This window comes from Novosphingobium resinovorum, from assembly GCF_027922145.1.
Lineage (GTDB): Bacteria > Pseudomonadota > Alphaproteobacteria > Sphingomonadales > Sphingomonadaceae > Novosphingobium > Novosphingobium resinovorum.
This window is the reverse complement of record NZ_BSFC01000011.1, coordinates 219,648-233,587: the sequence shown is the minus strand read 5'-3', so window position 1 is coordinate 233,587 and position 13,940 is coordinate 219,648. Positions and strand designations below refer to the sequence as shown.

The following is a 13,940-nucleotide window of genomic DNA, read 5'->3' as shown; positions in this document are numbered from 1 at the left end:
CCACCGGCGTTTTTGGCGTGTTTCGCGCCGGATTTGAAGGAGTGAACGGCCTATGTTCGACAGTCTGTCAGATCGCCTTGGTGGCGTCTTCGACAAGCTGCGCGGCCGTGGTGCGCTCAAGGAGCAGGACGTTCTCGATGCCATGCGCGAAGTGCGCATCGCGCTGCTCGAGGCCGACGTCGCGCTCCCGGTGGTGCGCCGCTTCATCGATACCGTCACGGAAAAGGCCGTCGGCCAGAACGTCCTGCGCTCGGTCACGCCGGGCCAGCAGGTCGTCAAGATCGTCAACGACGCGCTGATCGAGACGCTGGGCGGCGAAGAGACCCCCGGCCTTGACCTTGAGGCCGTGCCGCCGATCGTCATCATGATGGTCGGCCTTCAGGGCTCGGGCAAGACCACCAGCACCGCCAAGATCGCCAAGCTTCTCAAGGAGAAGCAGGGCAAGAAGGTGATGATGGCCTCGCTCGACGTGAACCGTCCGGCGGCGCAGGAACAGCTCAAGGTGCTGGGCGAGCAGGTGAGCGTCGCCACGCTCCCGATCATCGCCGGCCAGCAGCCCACCGAGATCGCCACCCGTGCGATGCAGGCCGCGCGCCTGCAGGCCGTGGACGTGCTGCTGCTCGACACCGCGGGCCGCCTCCACGTCGACCAGCAGTTGATGGACGAGATGAAGGCGGTCGCCGCCATCTCGACCCCGCGCGAAACGCTGCTCGTGGTCGATTCGCTGACGGGTCAGGACGCGGTCAACGTCGCGCAGTCGTTCGCGGGGCAGGTGGACCTCACCGGCGTTGTGCTGACCCGCATGGACGGCGATGCGCGCGGCGGTGCGGCGCTGTCGATGCGTGCCGTCACCGGCAAGCCGATCAAGTTCGCAGGCACCGGCGAGAAGATGGATGCGCTGGAGGTCTTCCACCCCAGCCGCGTCGCCAACCGCATCCTGGGCATGGGCGATATCGTCTCCATGGTCGAGAAGGCCGCAGAAGCGGTCAAGATCGAAGATGCCGAGGCGCTCGCCAAGCGCATGGAGCAGGGCAAGTTCGACATGAACGACCTGCGCATGCAGCTCAAGCAGATGCAGAACATGGGCGGTCTCGGCGCGCTGGCGGGCATGATGCCGGGCATGAAGAAGGCCAAGGCGGCGATGCAGCAGTCGGGCATGGACGACCGCGTCCTCCTGCGCATGGACGCGATCATCGGCTCGATGACGCCGAAGGAGCGCAGCAATCCTGCACTGCTCAACGCCAAGCGCAAGATCCGCGTCGCCAACGGCTCGGGCACCCAGGTCCAGGACGTCAACAAGCTGCTCAAGATGCACCTGGAGATGTCCAAGGCCATGAAGCAGATCAAGAAGATGGGCGGCCTCAAGGGGCTGGCCGCGATGTTCGGCAAGGGCGGCCTCGATGCCGCGATGCCGGGCCTCGGCGGTGCCGGTCTCGGTCCCTCGGCCGGGGGCTTCCCCGGGCTTGGTGGCGGCGGTGCCGATCTCAGCAAATTCCTGAAACGATAATCTCAAATATTCCCAGAATTATAGAAAGGTAAGTCTCATGTCCGTTTCGATCCGTCTCTCGCGTGGTGGTGCCAAGAAGCGCCCGTACTACAAGATCGTCGTCGCCAACGCGACCGCGCCGCGCGACGGCAAGTACCTGGAGCAGGTCGGCACCTACAACCCGATCCTCGCCAAGGACGACGAGAACCGCGTGCGTCTGGTCGAGGACCGCGTGCGTTACTGGCTCGGCGTTGGCGCCCAGCCGACCGACCGCGTTGCCCGGCTGCTCGACAAGGCCGGTGTGAAGGAGCGCGCCGCTACCAACAACCCGAAGCAGGCAGAGCCCGGCAAGAAGGCCAAGGAGCGCGCTGAAGACCGCGCCACCAAGCTGCGCGAAGCCGAAGAAGCCGCTGCCGAGGCTGCTGCCGCCGCCGCTGCTCCGGCCGAGGAAGCTGCTCCCGAAGCAGCCGCCGAGGAATCGACCGAGGCCTAAGCCTTGGTTGACGGCAAGAAGGATCGCCCCGTCACGCTTGCCGCCGTTTCCGGCGCGCACGGCGTGATGGGCGAGGTTCGCCTCAAGCTGTTCGGTGAAGGCGTGGCGGCGCTCAAGCGCTACCGCGCCTTCAACGATTCCAGCCTCACCGTGGTGAAGCTGAAGGACGACGGCAAGGGCGGCGCGATCGCCCGCTTTGACGAGGTGAAGGACCGCAACGCGGCGGAAAAGCTACGCGGCACCGTGCTCACCGTCCCGCGCTCGGCGATGCCGGCGCTGGCGGAGGGGGAGTATTACCACGCGGACCTGCTCGGCCTGCCCGTCGTCTCGGAAGAGGGCGAGGCGCTGGGTACGTGCGTGGCGGTCGAGAACTTCGGCGCGGGCGACGTGCTGGAGATCGAGCGCCCCGTGAGCGAGGACGGCAAGCGCCGCCGCTTCATGGTGCCGATGACGCCCGCCGCCGTGCCCGAATGGAACGACGAGCGTATCGTCCTCAACGCGGCGTTCGCGGAAGAATAGCTCGCCAGCGGGCGCGCGCCGGGTCTTGGCGTGACACCTCTTTTCGTCGTCCCGGCATGGGCCGGGACGACCTCGCGCTCAATCTGGACCTCTCTGTCCTACACGGGGCGAGATCGGTATCATTGCGCCGCATGACGCCAATGCCGCGCTTTTCCAATCTGTCACCTTGCGGTTCCGCCAAAGGTCACAGCCATGTCGATGAAAAGATAATCGTATCAAACGCTAACTTGGAAAATCGGCGGTGTTTCACACAGGCTTTCGTGTCAATTAGGCAGGGCCGATGAGCGGGCCTGAGCCCGTTGCCGGCGTCGCCGGCACCTTGATTGCCGCGCCGTGCCGGGCCAAGGGCGAGCGATGACTTTCTCCGCCACCGTGCTCACCCTCTACCCAGAGATGTTCCCCGGCCCTCTCGGCGTGTCACTGGCGGGCAGGGCGATGTCGGACGGCAAGTGGTCTATCGATCCGGTCCACATCCGCGACTTCGCCACTGACAGGCACCGCACCGTCGACGATACGCCCGCGGGCGGCGGCGCGGGGATGGTGCTCAAGGTCGATATCCTCGCCGCTGCCATCGACCATGCCCGTGCGACCAATCCGGACGCACCGGTGATCGCCATGACGCCGCGCGGAAAGCCGATCTCGCAGCAGCGCGTGCGCCAGCTTGCGCAGGGCTCCGGCGTTATCCTGCTTTGCGGCCGTTTCGAGGGCTTCGACGAGCGCATCTTCGAGGGCCGCGAGGTCGAGGAAGTCTCGGTCGGCGACATCGTGCTGTCCGGCGGAGAATGCGCCGCTTTGATGGTACTCGATGCTTGCATTCGGCTGCTTCCCGGCGTAATGGGCGCGCCTTCTAGCGGGACCGAGGAATCGTTCGAGGACGGTCTTCTCGAGTACCCGCACTATACCCGACCCCCTGAGTGGGAAGGGCGCACGATCCCTGAAGTGCTGCGATCGGGGGATCATGCGAAGATCGCCGCCTGGCGGAAACGACAGGCGGAGGACGACACACGGTCACGCAGGCCGGACCTCTGGGAGCGTCACAGGGACGCTCGGGTTCAGCCTGCCTCTGGCGCGCGGCGAAAAAACGAGGATTTGGGTTCATGAACCTGATTCAGCAGATCGAAGCCGAGGAAATCGCCAAGGCTGCGAAGGATATCCCTGAATTCCGTCCGGGCGACACCGTCCGCGTCGGCGTGAAGGTCGTCGAAGGCACCCGCACCCGCGTCCAGGCTTACGAGGGCGTGTGCATCGCGCGCTCGAACCGTGGCATGGGTTCGAACTTCACCGTGCGCAAGATGAGCTTCGGTGAAGGCGTGGAGCGCGTTTTCCCGCTCTACTCGCCGAACATCGATTCGATCACGGTCGTGCGCCGCGGCGTCGTGCGCCGCGCCAAGCTGTACTACCTGCGTGGTCGTACCGGTAAGCGCGCCCGCATCGCCGAGCGTCGTATCACCGACAACGCGTAAGCGAAAGTCAGCGGCCCGGTCTTACCGCCGGGTTGCACGAAGAGGCGGTTCGGATTCGGGCCGCCTTTTTTCGTGTCTCCGATCCATTGCTATCCATGATCAGCGGATCGCCAAGCATCAGTCCTGCAAGCGAGTCGCAATGCCGGGTTTCGTCCGATGCTGCGCCGCACAACGCTTTGTCTCTGAGAAAACGGCGGAAAAACGCGATTAACTGCGAGTTTTGGCTCTATTTGGGCCTTGCCACCCGCAGGAAAAACGGCTCAATTCCGTCCCTCTCGAGGCGAGTAGAATTTCTCAACCATCCGCTCCACTGAAAGGTAAGGGGGTTCCCATAATGAACAAGAACGATCTCATCAGCGCAGTCGCCGATTCCAGCGGACTGACCCGCAGCGACGCCACCAAGGCTGTCGAGTCCGTGTTCGACGCGGTCACCGGCGCGCTGAAGAAGGGCGACGAAGTGCGTCTCGTCGGCTTCGGCACCTTCTCGGTCGCCAAGCGCAAGGCATCGACCGGCCGTAACCCCCGCACCGGCGAGCCCATGGAAATCAAGGCTTCGGCCCAGCCGAAGTTCAAGGCCGGCAAGGGCCTCAAGGACGCCGTCAACTAAGACGGACGACGGCCTGCAACGCCTCGCAGGCCGACCAGAATAAACGCCGCGCCAGCCCGTCAGGGTCGGCGCGGCGTTTGTCGTTTGGGCCTGGGCTGCATGCTTCAGGCGGCACTCAACGGCACTCAAGGTGCCCCTAGCGAGACCAAGCGATACTCCAAGCTGCTGGAGCGCTCGCCTCAGCGCGTACGGCGTCATGACGCCGTACGCGCTGAGGTGGATTTATTCCGTCTCGCGGGTCGCTGCTGCGTAGAGCGCGATGGCAGCGGCGTTGCTGACGTTAAGACTCTCCATGGCCTCGCTGATCGGAAGCTTGGCGATCGCGTCGCAGTGCTGGGTGATGTTGTGGCGCATTCCGTCTCCCTCGGCGCCGAGCACGAGTGCGACCGGGCCGGTGGGAAGGGCCTCTCCGAGCGTCGATTCGGCCGATCCATCCAGGCCGATGCGCCAGTAGCCCGCTTCGGCGATTTCCTCGAGTGCGCGGGCGAGGTTCACCACGCGAATCCAGGGGAGCACTTCGAGCGCGCCCGATGCGGACTTTGCCAGCGTGCCCGATTCGGGCGGTGCGTGGCGGTCCTGCGTGACGATGCAGCAGGCGTCGAAGGCAGCGGCCGAGCGCATGATCGCGCCGACGTTGTGCGGATCGGTCACCTGATCGAGCACCACGACCGGGCGGGCGGGGTCGCCATCGAGCACGTCGGCAAGGAACATGTCGTCGAGGGGCGCGCATTCCAGCACGAGACCCTGGTGCGGCGCGTCCTTGGCGACGAGGCGGGCGAGGTCGGCGGGCTGTGCCCATTCCACCGGGAAGTCGCTGGGCAGTTCGCCGTCGAGCGATTCGACGCCTTCGCGAGTCGCCCAAAGCTTGCGGTGGCTGCGGTCCGGATTCTTGAGCGCGGCCTCGACGGCGTGCCGGCCCCATAGGCGCACCATGCCCGTGGAGGCCCGGCCGCTGCCGCGGCCGTTCTTCATCCGGCCCGCACGGCCGCGCAGCGCCTTACCCCGGCGGGCTTCGCCTTCGTCTCCGCCCTGGGGGCCGACGTGTCCGCCACGCTTGGTCATCTGTAGTCCTTTCGAAAAATCTAAGCGTAAATGCAAAAATCTTGCCCCCTCTGACAGGGAGGGCATTGACAGGCAAGGCTCGCTTCGGCAAAGGCGCGGCTCCTCGGCAACGGGGCACCTTCGGGGGCCTCGACCAACGCCGGATTTCCCGGGTTTTCCTTGGATTTCCAGCCGCCAGCAACTGGTGTGGACAGGTGGCCGAGTGGTTAAAGGCAGCAGACTGTAAATCTGCCCGTGCAAGCGTACGCTGGTTCGAATCCAGCCCTGTCCACCACCAGCTGACCCGGCGAATGAACGCCGGTCCCGTTCGGGTCTTCACATAGAAAATAGATGTCTCTCGGTGCGAGGCGCCGTTCCCGTCTGGCTGTGGTCTACGAAAGATCGTGGTTCGCGGCGAGCGGGTTCTACCCGCGCTTTCCCGTGGACAGGGAACAACGGGCGCGTGGTGGCATTGCGGTACACGTGCACACTGGCTAGACGAGAACGATGCCCGGAAACATTCTAGATAATCAAGGTCGCGGCGAAGCGTCGTGGCAATGGCCCGCCATTCACAAGGAAGGTCGCAAGTTCGGCGCCATCGCGGGCGTCGTCGCTGCGATTGTCTGGATACTGTGGGGGCCGTGGTTCGGCTGGCCGCTGGCGGTCCTGACGGTCTGCGTGCTGGCGTTCTTCCGTGATCCGATCCGCGTCACGCCGCAGGACGAGCGCGCGATCGTCGCGCCCGCGGATGGTCTGGTCACCCTGATCGGCAAGGTTTCGCCGCCGCGCGAACTGACCATGGACGACGGTAGCGGTAATGCACCGATGCCGACCGACCTGGTTACCCGCATTTCGATCTTCATGTCGGTGTTCGACGTCCACATCAATCGCTCGCCGATCAGCGGAACGATCAAGCGGGTGATCTACATTCCCGGCAAGTTCGTGAATGCAGACCTCGACAAGGCGAGCGAAGAGAACGAGCGCCAGCACATCCTCGTCGAACGCGGCGATGGCCTGCGCATCTGCTTCACGCAGATCGCCGGACTGGTCGCGCGCCGCATCGTGCCGTTCGTGAAGCCCGGCGACATCATCGCTTCCGGCCAGCGCATCGGCCTGATCCGCTTCGGCAGCCGGGTTGATGTCTACCTGCCGGTGGGTGTCGAGCCCAAGGTCCTGATGGGCCAGAAGATCATCGCCGGTGAAACCGTGCTCGCCGAACTCGGCAGTGCGCCGCTGATCGAGGGCATCGCCCAGTGATCGACGATCGGCCGGGCAGAGATCTGGACGAAGCTCCCGGCGACGTACCGCGCCGGCGTCTGGCTCCCGGCCTGTCGATGCGCGCGGTGGTGCCCAATGCGATCACGGCGGCGGCGCTCTGCTCCGGTTTGACCGGCATCCGGTTCGCCATTGCCGGAGATTTCGAGAAGGCCGTTCTGGCCGTAATTCTGGCTGGCCTGCTCGATGGTATCGACGGGCGCGCAGCGCGTCTGCTCAAGGCGCAGACGCGCTTCGGCGCCGAACTCGACAGTCTTGCCGATTCGATTTCCTTTGGCGTCGCGCCCGCGCTGATCGTCTATTTGTGGACGCTGCATCAGCTTCCCAGCATGGGCTGGATCGCTTCGCTGGCCTTTGCGATCTGCTGCGTATTGCGGCTTGCGCGTTTCAATGCCCGGCTCGACATGCTCGACCAGCCGCACAAGGCCGCCGGCTTCCTGACCGGTGTTCCCGCGCCGCTTGGCGCCGGCCTTACATTCCTGCCGCTTTACCTGTGGGTGGCGAGCGGGCGGCTGCCCGAATTCGCCAACCCCATCCTTGTAAGCGGGTGGATGGTTCTGGTGGCTTTCCTGATGATCTCAAGCATCCCGACGCTCGCCTGGTCCCGCATGCGTCCACCGCCGCATCTGCGGCTTGGTGTGCTCGCGGTGGTGGGGCTGACGGTGGCGGCTCTGTTGATCGAGCCCTGGTTCACGCTTGCGGCCGTGACGATTGTCTACCTGCTGTTGATTCCGGTCGGCCTTATCACTTACGGCAAGGTCAGGCGGCAAGATCAATCGACGACGTACCCGGCCACTCCAGCCGCGCCGGCGTACGACGGGCAGGACCCTTTCTAAGCGAAGCAAGCGCAGGCAGTTGCACGCGCTCGATTACCTTCCATGTCACGACCAGCGTACCGGGGCAGGCGGCGAGCTGTTCCCGAAAGGTGAGGGCGTTCGGGCCGTAGCGGCGGATCGTCATCAGGATCGAGAATGCCGAAGCCATCGCGGCGAGGGCAAAGAGACAGGCGGCGAATACAGTCATGACCGTTCCTTTCGAACCTTCGCCCGAGCCCGGCGCCTGAACTCTGCAGGGGGGCTGTGGACAGCTTGTGGAAAACCAGAATCTGTTCTAATAATGTTCCGATAGGGGTTAGTTCTCTTTTTGTTCCATTCGAGTCAAGCGCTTTTTGAAGCCCGCAGGCGTGACGTGCTTTCAGGCGACGTGCGTGCGGTGCGGATATTGATGAAGGCGGTGGGTGACCGGCTTGGGGCGCTGCGTGCGGCGGTGGCGCCGGGATGTCCGGGTCTGGCCCTCTGTTCGGGTCGGCAGAGTCCTTACGTGGATGACCGGCGGCGAAGCGTTATCCGATAGCATCGCGTGCAACGCGCGGATGCCCGGCAGGGCAGTCGTCAGGCTTTTCCAGATCGTGAGCACAGCCGCTGCGGCGGCGAGTGTGAACAGGATGGATGCAAGGGTAGTCATGTGCGAGCGACCTTCTTATTCCGGCTTCGCCCCAACCCATCCTGTCGACGCCCCCCTTTTGGCGCGAAACCTGAGCAATTTCCGATGTTTGCTGCGTTAGACAATTTATCACCAGCTTTGCCTTGAGAAAACCGTCAACTGCGGCGAGTTCCTGGGTAAGCCTTGAATAGGGCTGGAATCGGCCTTTTTGACGGTGAACTGACAAACCTTTGCGGCGAATTGGGGCTGGATTTTGATGGCCAAGGCGTCTAAGGGCCCCGCGTTCGCCAAGAGATTGTCCGGATTGTCCGGTTCGACTCGAGGTGAGCAATCCACATGGAAGGCGCACATACCGGTGCTGTTGCGGCCAGAGTCGAAAGACTTCCGCGCGGTTCCTGCCTTCCAGAGGTTCAACCGGAAAGGAATTCTACTATGGCGGCACCTGTCGTCACCATGTCGCAGCTCATTGAAGCCGGCGCACACTTCGGTCACCAGACCCACCGCTGGAACCCGCGCATGAAGCCGTACATCTTCGGCGCGCGCAACGGCATCCACATCATCGACCTGTCGCAGACCGTGCCGCTCTTCGCGCGCGCTCTCGAATTTGTGCAGTCGACCGTCCAGGCCGGCGGCAAGGTTCTCTTCGTCGGCACCAAGCGCCAGGCGCAGGAGCCGATCGCTCAGGCAGCACGCGCTTGCGGCCAGCACTACGTCAACCACCGCTGGCTGGGCGGCATGCTCACCAACTGGAAGACCATCTCAGGTTCGATCAAGCGCTTCAAGGCTCTTGAAGAGCAGCTGGCTGGCGACACCGCCGGTCTGACCAAGAAGGAAGTCCTTCAGCTGACCCGCGAGCGTGACAAGCTTGAGCTGTCGCTCGGCGGTATCCGCGACATGGGCGGCATCCCGGACGTGATGTTCGTGATCGACGCCAACAAGGAAGAGCTGGCGATCAAGGAAGCCAACGTTCTCGGCATCCCGGTCGTCGCCGTTCTCGACACCAACGTGAACCCCAACGGCATCTCGTTCCCGATCCCAGGTAACGACGACGCCAGCCGCGCCGTGCGCCTGTACTGCGAAGCGATCGCCCAGGCCGCGACCAAGGGCGGCCGCGCTGCCGTGGTCGACAGCGGTGCCGACAGCGGTTCGTTCGACGAGCCGGTCGCAGAAGAGGCTGTTGTCGAGGCGTAATAGCCCGGCACGACGACACTTTCGTCACGGAATTGTCGCGCGCCGGGTCCATGTGGCCCGGCGCGCACCTGTTTCAAGGAGCCCGAATAAGGCTCCCCACTCAATCAAGAGGAATTGAGCGATGGCTTACACCGCCGCTGACGTGAAGACCCTGCGCGAGCGCTCGGGCGCCGGCATGATGGACTGCAAGAAGGCTCTCGACGAGACGAACGGCGACATCGAAGCCGCGATCGATGCGCTGCGCGCCAAGGGCCTCGCCGCCGTTGCCAAGAAGTCCAGCCGCACTGCCGCTGAAGGCCTGGTCGGCATTGCCGTGACCGGCACCAAGGGCGTCGCCGTCGAAGTCAACTCGGAGACGGACTTCGTCGCCAAGAACGACCAGTTCCAGGACTTCGTGCGCAAGACCACCGAAGCCGCGCTCGGCGTTGCCGGTGACGACGTCGAAGCCCTCAAGGCCTCGGCCTACCCGGGCGGCGGCACCGTGACCGACGCGCTGACCAACAACGTCGCGACCATCGGTGAGAACCAGCAGGTTCGCCGCATGAAGACCGTCGAAGTCTCGGCCGGTCTCGTCGTTCCCTACATGCACAACGCCGCTGCGCCGAACCTCGGCAAGATCGGCGTGCTCGTTGCTCTGGAATCGGAAGCGCCTGCTGCCGTTCTCGAAGGTCTCGGCAAGCAGATCGCGATGCACATCGCCGCTGCCTTCCCGCTGGCCCTGAACGCCGAAGACCTCGACGCCGAGCTGATCGAGCGCGAGCGCAAGATCGCCCAGGAAAAGGCCGCCGAATCGGGCAAGCCCGAAGCCGTGCAGGCGAAGATGGTCGACGGCGCGATCGCCAAGTACGCCAAGGAAAACGCACTGCTTTCGCAGGTCTTCGTCATGGACAACAAGACCCCGATCCAGCAGGTCGTCGACCAGGCCGGCAAGGAAGCCGGCGCGAAGATCGTCCTCAAGGACTACGTGCGCTTCCAGCTGGGCGAAGGCATCGAGAAGGAAGTCACGGACTTCGCAGCCGAAGTGGCCGCAGCGGTCGCCGGCTGATCTCAAGCCTTCTTCGCTGAAGAAACGTGCGGGCCGCAGGAGCATATGCTTCTGCGGCCCGTCTCGTTTGCAGCCCATAAAAAACATGCACGATTGACTTATTAAAGGGTCGGCGTAGCCTCCCGCATTGACCCGGCCAGATCCGGGCGCAACCGGAGAGGCCCCATGCGCGTAGAACTCGCTCCCCAGCCGCAGAATCCGATTCCCGATCTATCCGTTGAGTATTCGCCCGAAATCGTCCGGGCTTCAGGCGCCTTTGCGATGGCGCCCTACCAGTATTCCAACCTGCCCCTGCGGCTGTTCGAGGCATGCCGCATCGCCACCGCCGTCATCAACGGCTGCACCGTCTGCATGAACTGGCGCGCGCAGAGGGACTTGCGGATTCTGGGCTATGACGGCGGCGTGATCGAGCAGGGCAACGCGCCTGACGAGGCCATGTACCAGGCCGTGCTCGGCGGTGACCTCGGCAGCCTGACCGAGAAGGAGCGTCTTGCCGTGCGGTACTCGCAGAAGATGGGCACCGACCCGCGCGGGCTGGCCGAGGACGACGCGTTCTGGGCGCAGCTCAAGAGCGTGATGACCGATGCTGAGATCGTCGATCTGACGCATTGCACTGCTGCCTGGATGGCTATGGGCAGGGTGGCGCATGTGCTGGGTGTCGATGGGGTTTGCTCGATCGGCGGGCCTTTGGCGGAAGCAGCCTAAGAGGGAGGAGGCAGGGGTTTACCACCCCTGCACCCCGTATACCGTCGAGGTCTGGCACGCGGCTTCGTCATGCGATGACGCTGTGCCGGGAGACCTTCAAAGCCTGCGGCGCGGCGTTGGGTTGAGGCGGCTGCGCGCGGGGCAACGACAGTTCCGGGGTCTGGGGCGATGGCCCCAGGACTCCCCTTTATCTCAATATGCTGCCGTAAACCGTTCCCTGGAATGCTTGTGCGCTTCCAGTTCATCGATCATCGCGATTGCGTAGTCGGCGAAGCTGATTTTGCTCTCGCCGGCATCGTCGGTGACCAGTTCGTCGCCGCCCGAGCGGTAGCTGCCTGTGCGTGGGCCTTCGAAGATCAGCGCGGCGGGGGAGAAGAACGTCCAGTCCACGTCGTCCACTTGTCGCAGTGCGTCGAGGAAGGTGATCCCGCCCATCGCGAAGGTCTTCCATTCCTCGGGAAAGTCCGGTGTGTCGATCAGGCGCTTGCCCGGGGCGACTTCGAGGCTGGCCGCGCCTCCGGTTACCAGCAGCCGGGGCACGCCGGCCTCGCGGATTGCCGAGAGCAAGATTTCGGCGGGGACGTCGAAGTGCAGGGCGCTGATGACGGCATCGCGTCCGGCGATCAGGGCGGCGAGAGATGCGGCGTCCGAGGCATCGCCCGTCACTGCCGTTATCCGCTCGCCGGTTGCGATCTTTTCCGGGTTGCGTGCGATGGCGAGGACTTCGTGGCCGCGCGCGGCGGCTTCCTTCGTGATTTCCGATCCGGCGCGGCCGCTGGCACCGAGGACTGCGATCTTCATTTCCATTCTCCACCAGGTATCCAATGGTGACCAGATGTGGTATTGGCGATGACCATGCAAGAAGGCACTATCACCGCACCGGGTTACCTTGAGGGAACCGCCCGCTTCGCGCCCAACGTCTATGCGGCGGACTGTCCTACGCGGCAGTTGCTCGATCGCATCGCCGACAAGTGGAGCGTGCTGATCCTTACGACGCTTGGGGCTGGTGGGATGCGCTTCAACGGGCTCAAGCGACGGATTGACGGCATTTCGCAGAAGATGCTCAGTCAGACCCTGCGCTCGCTGGAGCGCGACGGGCTGGTGCGCCGCGATGTGGTGCCGACGGTGCCGGTTTCGGTCAGTTATGCGGTAACGCCGCTGGGGCGGGAACTGCTTGATGCGCTGCAGGCGATGATCGACTGGGCGGAGAGGCGGATGGGATCGGTGGCCTCGGCACAAGTTGCTTACGATCGGCGTGAGGAAGAACTGTCCGTAATGGCGCGCTGAACCGGGTTCATCCACAGTCCAAGCCCCTTGGCAATTCGCGCTTGCCCTCCTAAAGCCGGGGCCGTTCCAGTATTCCCGGCCCCCACAGGAGACCCAGCGGCATGTCATCCCCCTACAAGCGCGTCCTGCTCAAACTTTCGGGCGAAGTGCTGATGGGGAGCCAGCAGTTCGGAATCGATCCCGATTTCGTGGCGGAACTTGCCAAGGAAGTGAAGGCGGCCAAGGAAACCGGGCTCGAGATCTGCCTCGTCATCGGCGGCGGCAACATCTTCCGCGGCATGGCGGGCGCTGCGCGCGGCATGGACCGGGCGCAGGCCGACTACATGGGCATGCTCGCGACCGTGATGAACGCGCTGGCGATGCAGAACGCGCTGGAGCAGATCGGCGTGGAAACGCGCGTGCAGAGCGCCGTGCAGATGGACCAAGTCTGCGAGCCGGTGATCCGCCGCCGGGCCGAGCGCCACCTTGAGAAGGGGCGCGTGGTGATCTTCGCCGCCGGTGTCGGCGCGCCGTACTTCACCACCGATTCCGGCGCCGCCCTGCGCGCTGCCGAGATGCGCTGCGATGCTCTTCTGAAGGGCACCAGCGTCGACGGCGTCTACGACAGCGATCCCAAGCGCAACCCCGACGCCAAGCGGTACGATTCCGTCGATTACGACACCGTCCTCGCCGACAACCTGCAGGTGATGGACGCCTCCGCCGTGGCCCTGTGCCGTGACAACAGCATTCCGATCGTCGTGTTCTCGATCCGCGAGCAGGGCAACCTGGCCACCGTCCTTGCGGGTGGCGGCACCAAGACGATCGTTCAGAAAGGAGCCTGAACCATGGCAAAGTACGACAAGGCGGATCTCGAGCGCCGCATGAAGGGCGCGATCGACGCGCTCAAGCACGACCTCTCGGGCCTGCGCACCGGCCGCGCGAACACCGCGCTGCTGGAGCCGATCACCGTGACCGTCTACGGCAGTTCGATGCCGATCACGTCGGTCGCCACGATCTCCGCGCCGGAGCCGCGCATGCTTTCGGTGCAGGTGTGGGACAAGACCAACATCGGTCCGGTCGAAAAGGCGATCCGTTCGGCGGGTCTGGGCCTGAATCCGATCAACGACGGCAACACCCTGCGCCTGCCGATCCCCGACCTGACCGAGGAACGCCGCAAGGAACTGGCCAAGCTCGCCAGCTCCTATGCCGAGAAGGCGCGCGTCGCCGTGCGTAACGTGCGCCGCGACGGCATCGAGAACCTGAAGGCCGACGAGAAGAAGAAGGAAATCTCGGAAGACGACCGCAAGCGCGGCGAAACCGAAGTCCAGAAGCTGACCGACGAGATGGTCAAGGCCCTCGACGAGGTCTTCGCGGCCAAGGAAAAGGAAATCCTCGGCAAGTGAGCC

Annotated in this window: 17 protein-coding genes and 1 tRNA gene; 15 read left to right on the top strand and 3 right to left on the bottom strand. The window is 64.3% G+C overall.

All coding sequences use genetic code 11. The annotated features are described in order from the left end of the window. Nucleotides 1-52: 52 nt before the first annotated feature. The 6 genes from ffh (at nt 53) to PKE80_RS06050 (ending at nt 4,568) form a co-directional block, all read left to right on the top strand. Nucleotides 53-1,507, top strand: a complete 1,455-nt coding sequence (gene ffh / locus PKE80_RS06075) for a signal recognition particle protein (RefSeq protein ID WP_036522535.1) — start codon at nt 53-55, stop codon at nt 1,505-1,507. A 37-nt stretch (nt 1,508-1,544) separates the two neighbouring features. Beyond that, nucleotides 1,545-1,979 (top strand): 30S ribosomal protein S16, encoded by a 435-nt coding sequence (gene rpsP, locus PKE80_RS06070; RefSeq protein WP_271181728.1) that lies wholly within the window; start codon nt 1,545-1,547, stop codon nt 1,977-1,979. Between the two features lie 3 nt (nt 1,980-1,982). Beyond that, nucleotides 1,983-2,498 carry a ribosome maturation factor RimM gene (rimM, locus tag PKE80_RS06065; protein WP_271181727.1) on the top strand — a complete coding sequence of 172 codons (516 nt, stop codon included), beginning with the start codon at nt 1,983-1,985 and terminating at the stop codon, nt 2,496-2,498. A 354-nt stretch (nt 2,499-2,852) separates the two neighbouring features. Further along, nucleotides 2,853-3,599, top strand: a complete 747-nt coding sequence (gene trmD / locus PKE80_RS06060; RefSeq protein WP_271181726.1) for a tRNA (guanosine(37)-N1)-methyltransferase TrmD — start codon at nt 2,853-2,855, stop codon at nt 3,597-3,599. Further along, complete coding sequence (gene rplS, locus PKE80_RS06055) at nt 3,596-3,961, top strand: 50S ribosomal protein L19 (protein WP_008829168.1); 366 nt, start codon at nt 3,596-3,598, stop codon at nt 3,959-3,961. The genes trmD and rplS overlap by 4 nt, the downstream gene beginning before the upstream one ends. 334 nt (nt 3,962-4,295) lie before the next feature. Beyond that, a complete protein-coding gene (locus tag PKE80_RS06050) occupies nt 4,296-4,568 on the top strand; it encodes an HU family DNA-binding protein (protein WP_008829169.1) in 273 nt (90 codons plus the stop codon). A gap of 222 nt (nt 4,569-4,790) precedes the next feature. Here the strand turns inward: PKE80_RS06050 and PKE80_RS06045 are convergent, their stop codons facing one another. Then, entirely contained in the window at nt 4,791-5,630 is an 840-nt protein-coding gene (locus PKE80_RS06045; RefSeq protein WP_271181725.1) for a TrmH family RNA methyltransferase, read from the bottom strand. Between the two features lie 188 nt (nt 5,631-5,818). On the opposite strand from PKE80_RS06045, the gene PKE80_RS06040 reads away from it, so the two are divergent. From PKE80_RS06040 to pssA, 3 genes are all read left to right on the top strand, one after another. Beyond that, a tRNA-Tyr gene (locus PKE80_RS06040) sits at nt 5,819-5,904 on the top strand. A 212-nt stretch (nt 5,905-6,116) separates the two neighbouring features. Next, complete coding sequence (locus tag PKE80_RS06035; protein ID WP_271181724.1) at nt 6,117-6,866, top strand: phosphatidylserine decarboxylase; 750 nt, start codon at nt 6,117-6,119, stop codon at nt 6,864-6,866. Nucleotides 6,867-6,943: 77 nt separating this feature from the next. After that, the gene (gene pssA, locus PKE80_RS06030; RefSeq protein WP_271182139.1) at nt 6,944-7,720 is read left to right on the top strand and encodes a CDP-diacylglycerol--serine O-phosphatidyltransferase; all 777 of its coding nucleotides are present in this window, start codon (nt 6,944-6,946) and stop codon (nt 7,718-7,720) included. Nucleotides 7,721-8,078: 358 nt separating this feature from the next. On the opposite strand, the gene PKE80_RS06025 is transcribed toward pssA, so the two are convergent. Further along, complete coding sequence (locus PKE80_RS06025; RefSeq protein WP_271181723.1) at nt 8,079-8,348, bottom strand: hypothetical protein; 270 nt, start codon at nt 8,346-8,348, stop codon at nt 8,079-8,081. Nucleotides 8,349-8,759: 411 nt separating this feature from the next. On the opposite strand from PKE80_RS06025, the gene rpsB reads away from it, so the two are divergent. From rpsB to PKE80_RS06010, 3 genes are all read left to right on the top strand, one after another. Then, on the top strand, nt 8,760-9,518 hold the full coding sequence (rpsB, locus tag PKE80_RS06020) for a 30S ribosomal protein S2 (RefSeq protein ID WP_271181722.1): 759 nt from the start codon (nt 8,760-8,762) through the stop codon (nt 9,516-9,518). Between the two features lie 121 nt (nt 9,519-9,639). Then, a complete protein-coding gene (gene tsf / locus PKE80_RS06015; protein ID WP_036522544.1) occupies nt 9,640-10,563 on the top strand; it encodes a translation elongation factor Ts in 924 nt (307 codons plus the stop codon). Nucleotides 10,564-10,728: 165 nt separating this feature from the next. Next, nucleotides 10,729-11,268: a carboxymuconolactone decarboxylase family protein gene (locus PKE80_RS06010; RefSeq protein WP_271181721.1), complete on the top strand. Its 540-nt coding sequence runs from the start codon at nt 10,729-10,731 to the stop codon at nt 11,266-11,268. Nucleotides 11,269-11,460: 192 nt separating this feature from the next. On the opposite strand, the gene PKE80_RS06005 is transcribed toward PKE80_RS06010, so the two are convergent. After that, nucleotides 11,461-12,069 carry an NAD(P)-dependent oxidoreductase gene (locus tag PKE80_RS06005; RefSeq protein ID WP_271181720.1) on the bottom strand — a complete coding sequence of 203 codons (609 nt, stop codon included), beginning with the start codon at nt 12,067-12,069 and terminating at the stop codon, nt 11,461-11,463. Between the two features lie 54 nt (nt 12,070-12,123). On the opposite strand from PKE80_RS06005, the gene PKE80_RS06000 reads away from it, so the two are divergent. From PKE80_RS06000 to frr, 3 genes are all read left to right on the top strand, one after another. Beyond that, complete coding sequence (locus PKE80_RS06000) at nt 12,124-12,555, top strand: winged helix-turn-helix transcriptional regulator (RefSeq protein WP_271181719.1); 432 nt, start codon at nt 12,124-12,126, stop codon at nt 12,553-12,555. A gap of 101 nt (nt 12,556-12,656) precedes the next feature. Next, complete coding sequence (gene pyrH, locus PKE80_RS05995) at nt 12,657-13,376, top strand: UMP kinase (protein WP_008831813.1); 720 nt, start codon at nt 12,657-12,659, stop codon at nt 13,374-13,376. 3 nt (nt 13,377-13,379) lie between these two features. Continuing rightward, nucleotides 13,380-13,937, top strand: coding sequence for a ribosome recycling factor (gene frr / locus PKE80_RS05990; RefSeq protein ID WP_271181718.1), 558 nt, complete (start codon nt 13,380-13,382; stop codon nt 13,935-13,937). Nucleotides 13,938-13,940: the final 3 nt, after the last annotated feature.

Coding starts and splice junctions, on each gene's coding strand:
- ffh (WP_036522535.1), top strand. CDS start 53: ATGTTCGACAGTCTGTCAGATCGCCTTGGTGGCGTCTTCGACAAGCTG.
- rpsP (WP_271181728.1), top strand. CDS start 1,545: ATGTCCGTTTCGATCCGTCTCTCGCGTGGTGGTGCCAAGAAGCGCCCG.
- trmD (WP_271181726.1), top strand. CDS start 2,853: ATGACTTTCTCCGCCACCGTGCTCACCCTCTACCCAGAGATGTTCCCC.
- rplS (WP_008829168.1), top strand. CDS start 3,596: ATGAACCTGATTCAGCAGATCGAAGCCGAGGAAATCGCCAAGGCTGCG.
- PKE80_RS06050 (WP_008829169.1), top strand. CDS start 4,296: ATGAACAAGAACGATCTCATCAGCGCAGTCGCCGATTCCAGCGGACTG.
- PKE80_RS06045 (WP_271181725.1), bottom strand. CDS start 5,630: ATGACCAAGCGTGGCGGACACGTCGGCCCCCAGGGCGGAGACGAAGGC.
- PKE80_RS06035 (WP_271181724.1), top strand. CDS start 6,117: ATGCCCGGAAACATTCTAGATAATCAAGGTCGCGGCGAAGCGTCGTGG.
- pssA (WP_271182139.1), top strand. CDS start 6,944: ATGCGCGCGGTGGTGCCCAATGCGATCACGGCGGCGGCGCTCTGCTCC.
- PKE80_RS06025 (WP_271181723.1), bottom strand. CDS start 8,348: ATGACTACCCTTGCATCCATCCTGTTCACACTCGCCGCCGCAGCGGCT.
- rpsB (WP_271181722.1), top strand. CDS start 8,760: ATGGCGGCACCTGTCGTCACCATGTCGCAGCTCATTGAAGCCGGCGCA.
- tsf (WP_036522544.1), top strand. CDS start 9,640: ATGGCTTACACCGCCGCTGACGTGAAGACCCTGCGCGAGCGCTCGGGC.
- PKE80_RS06010 (WP_271181721.1), top strand. CDS start 10,729: ATGCGCGTAGAACTCGCTCCCCAGCCGCAGAATCCGATTCCCGATCTA.
- PKE80_RS06005 (WP_271181720.1), bottom strand. CDS start 12,069: ATGAAGATCGCAGTCCTCGGTGCCAGCGGCCGCGCCGGATCGGAAATC.
- PKE80_RS06000 (WP_271181719.1), top strand. CDS start 12,124: ATGCAAGAAGGCACTATCACCGCACCGGGTTACCTTGAGGGAACCGCC.
- pyrH (WP_008831813.1), top strand. CDS start 12,657: ATGTCATCCCCCTACAAGCGCGTCCTGCTCAAACTTTCGGGCGAAGTG.
- frr (WP_271181718.1), top strand. CDS start 13,380: ATGGCAAAGTACGACAAGGCGGATCTCGAGCGCCGCATGAAGGGCGCG.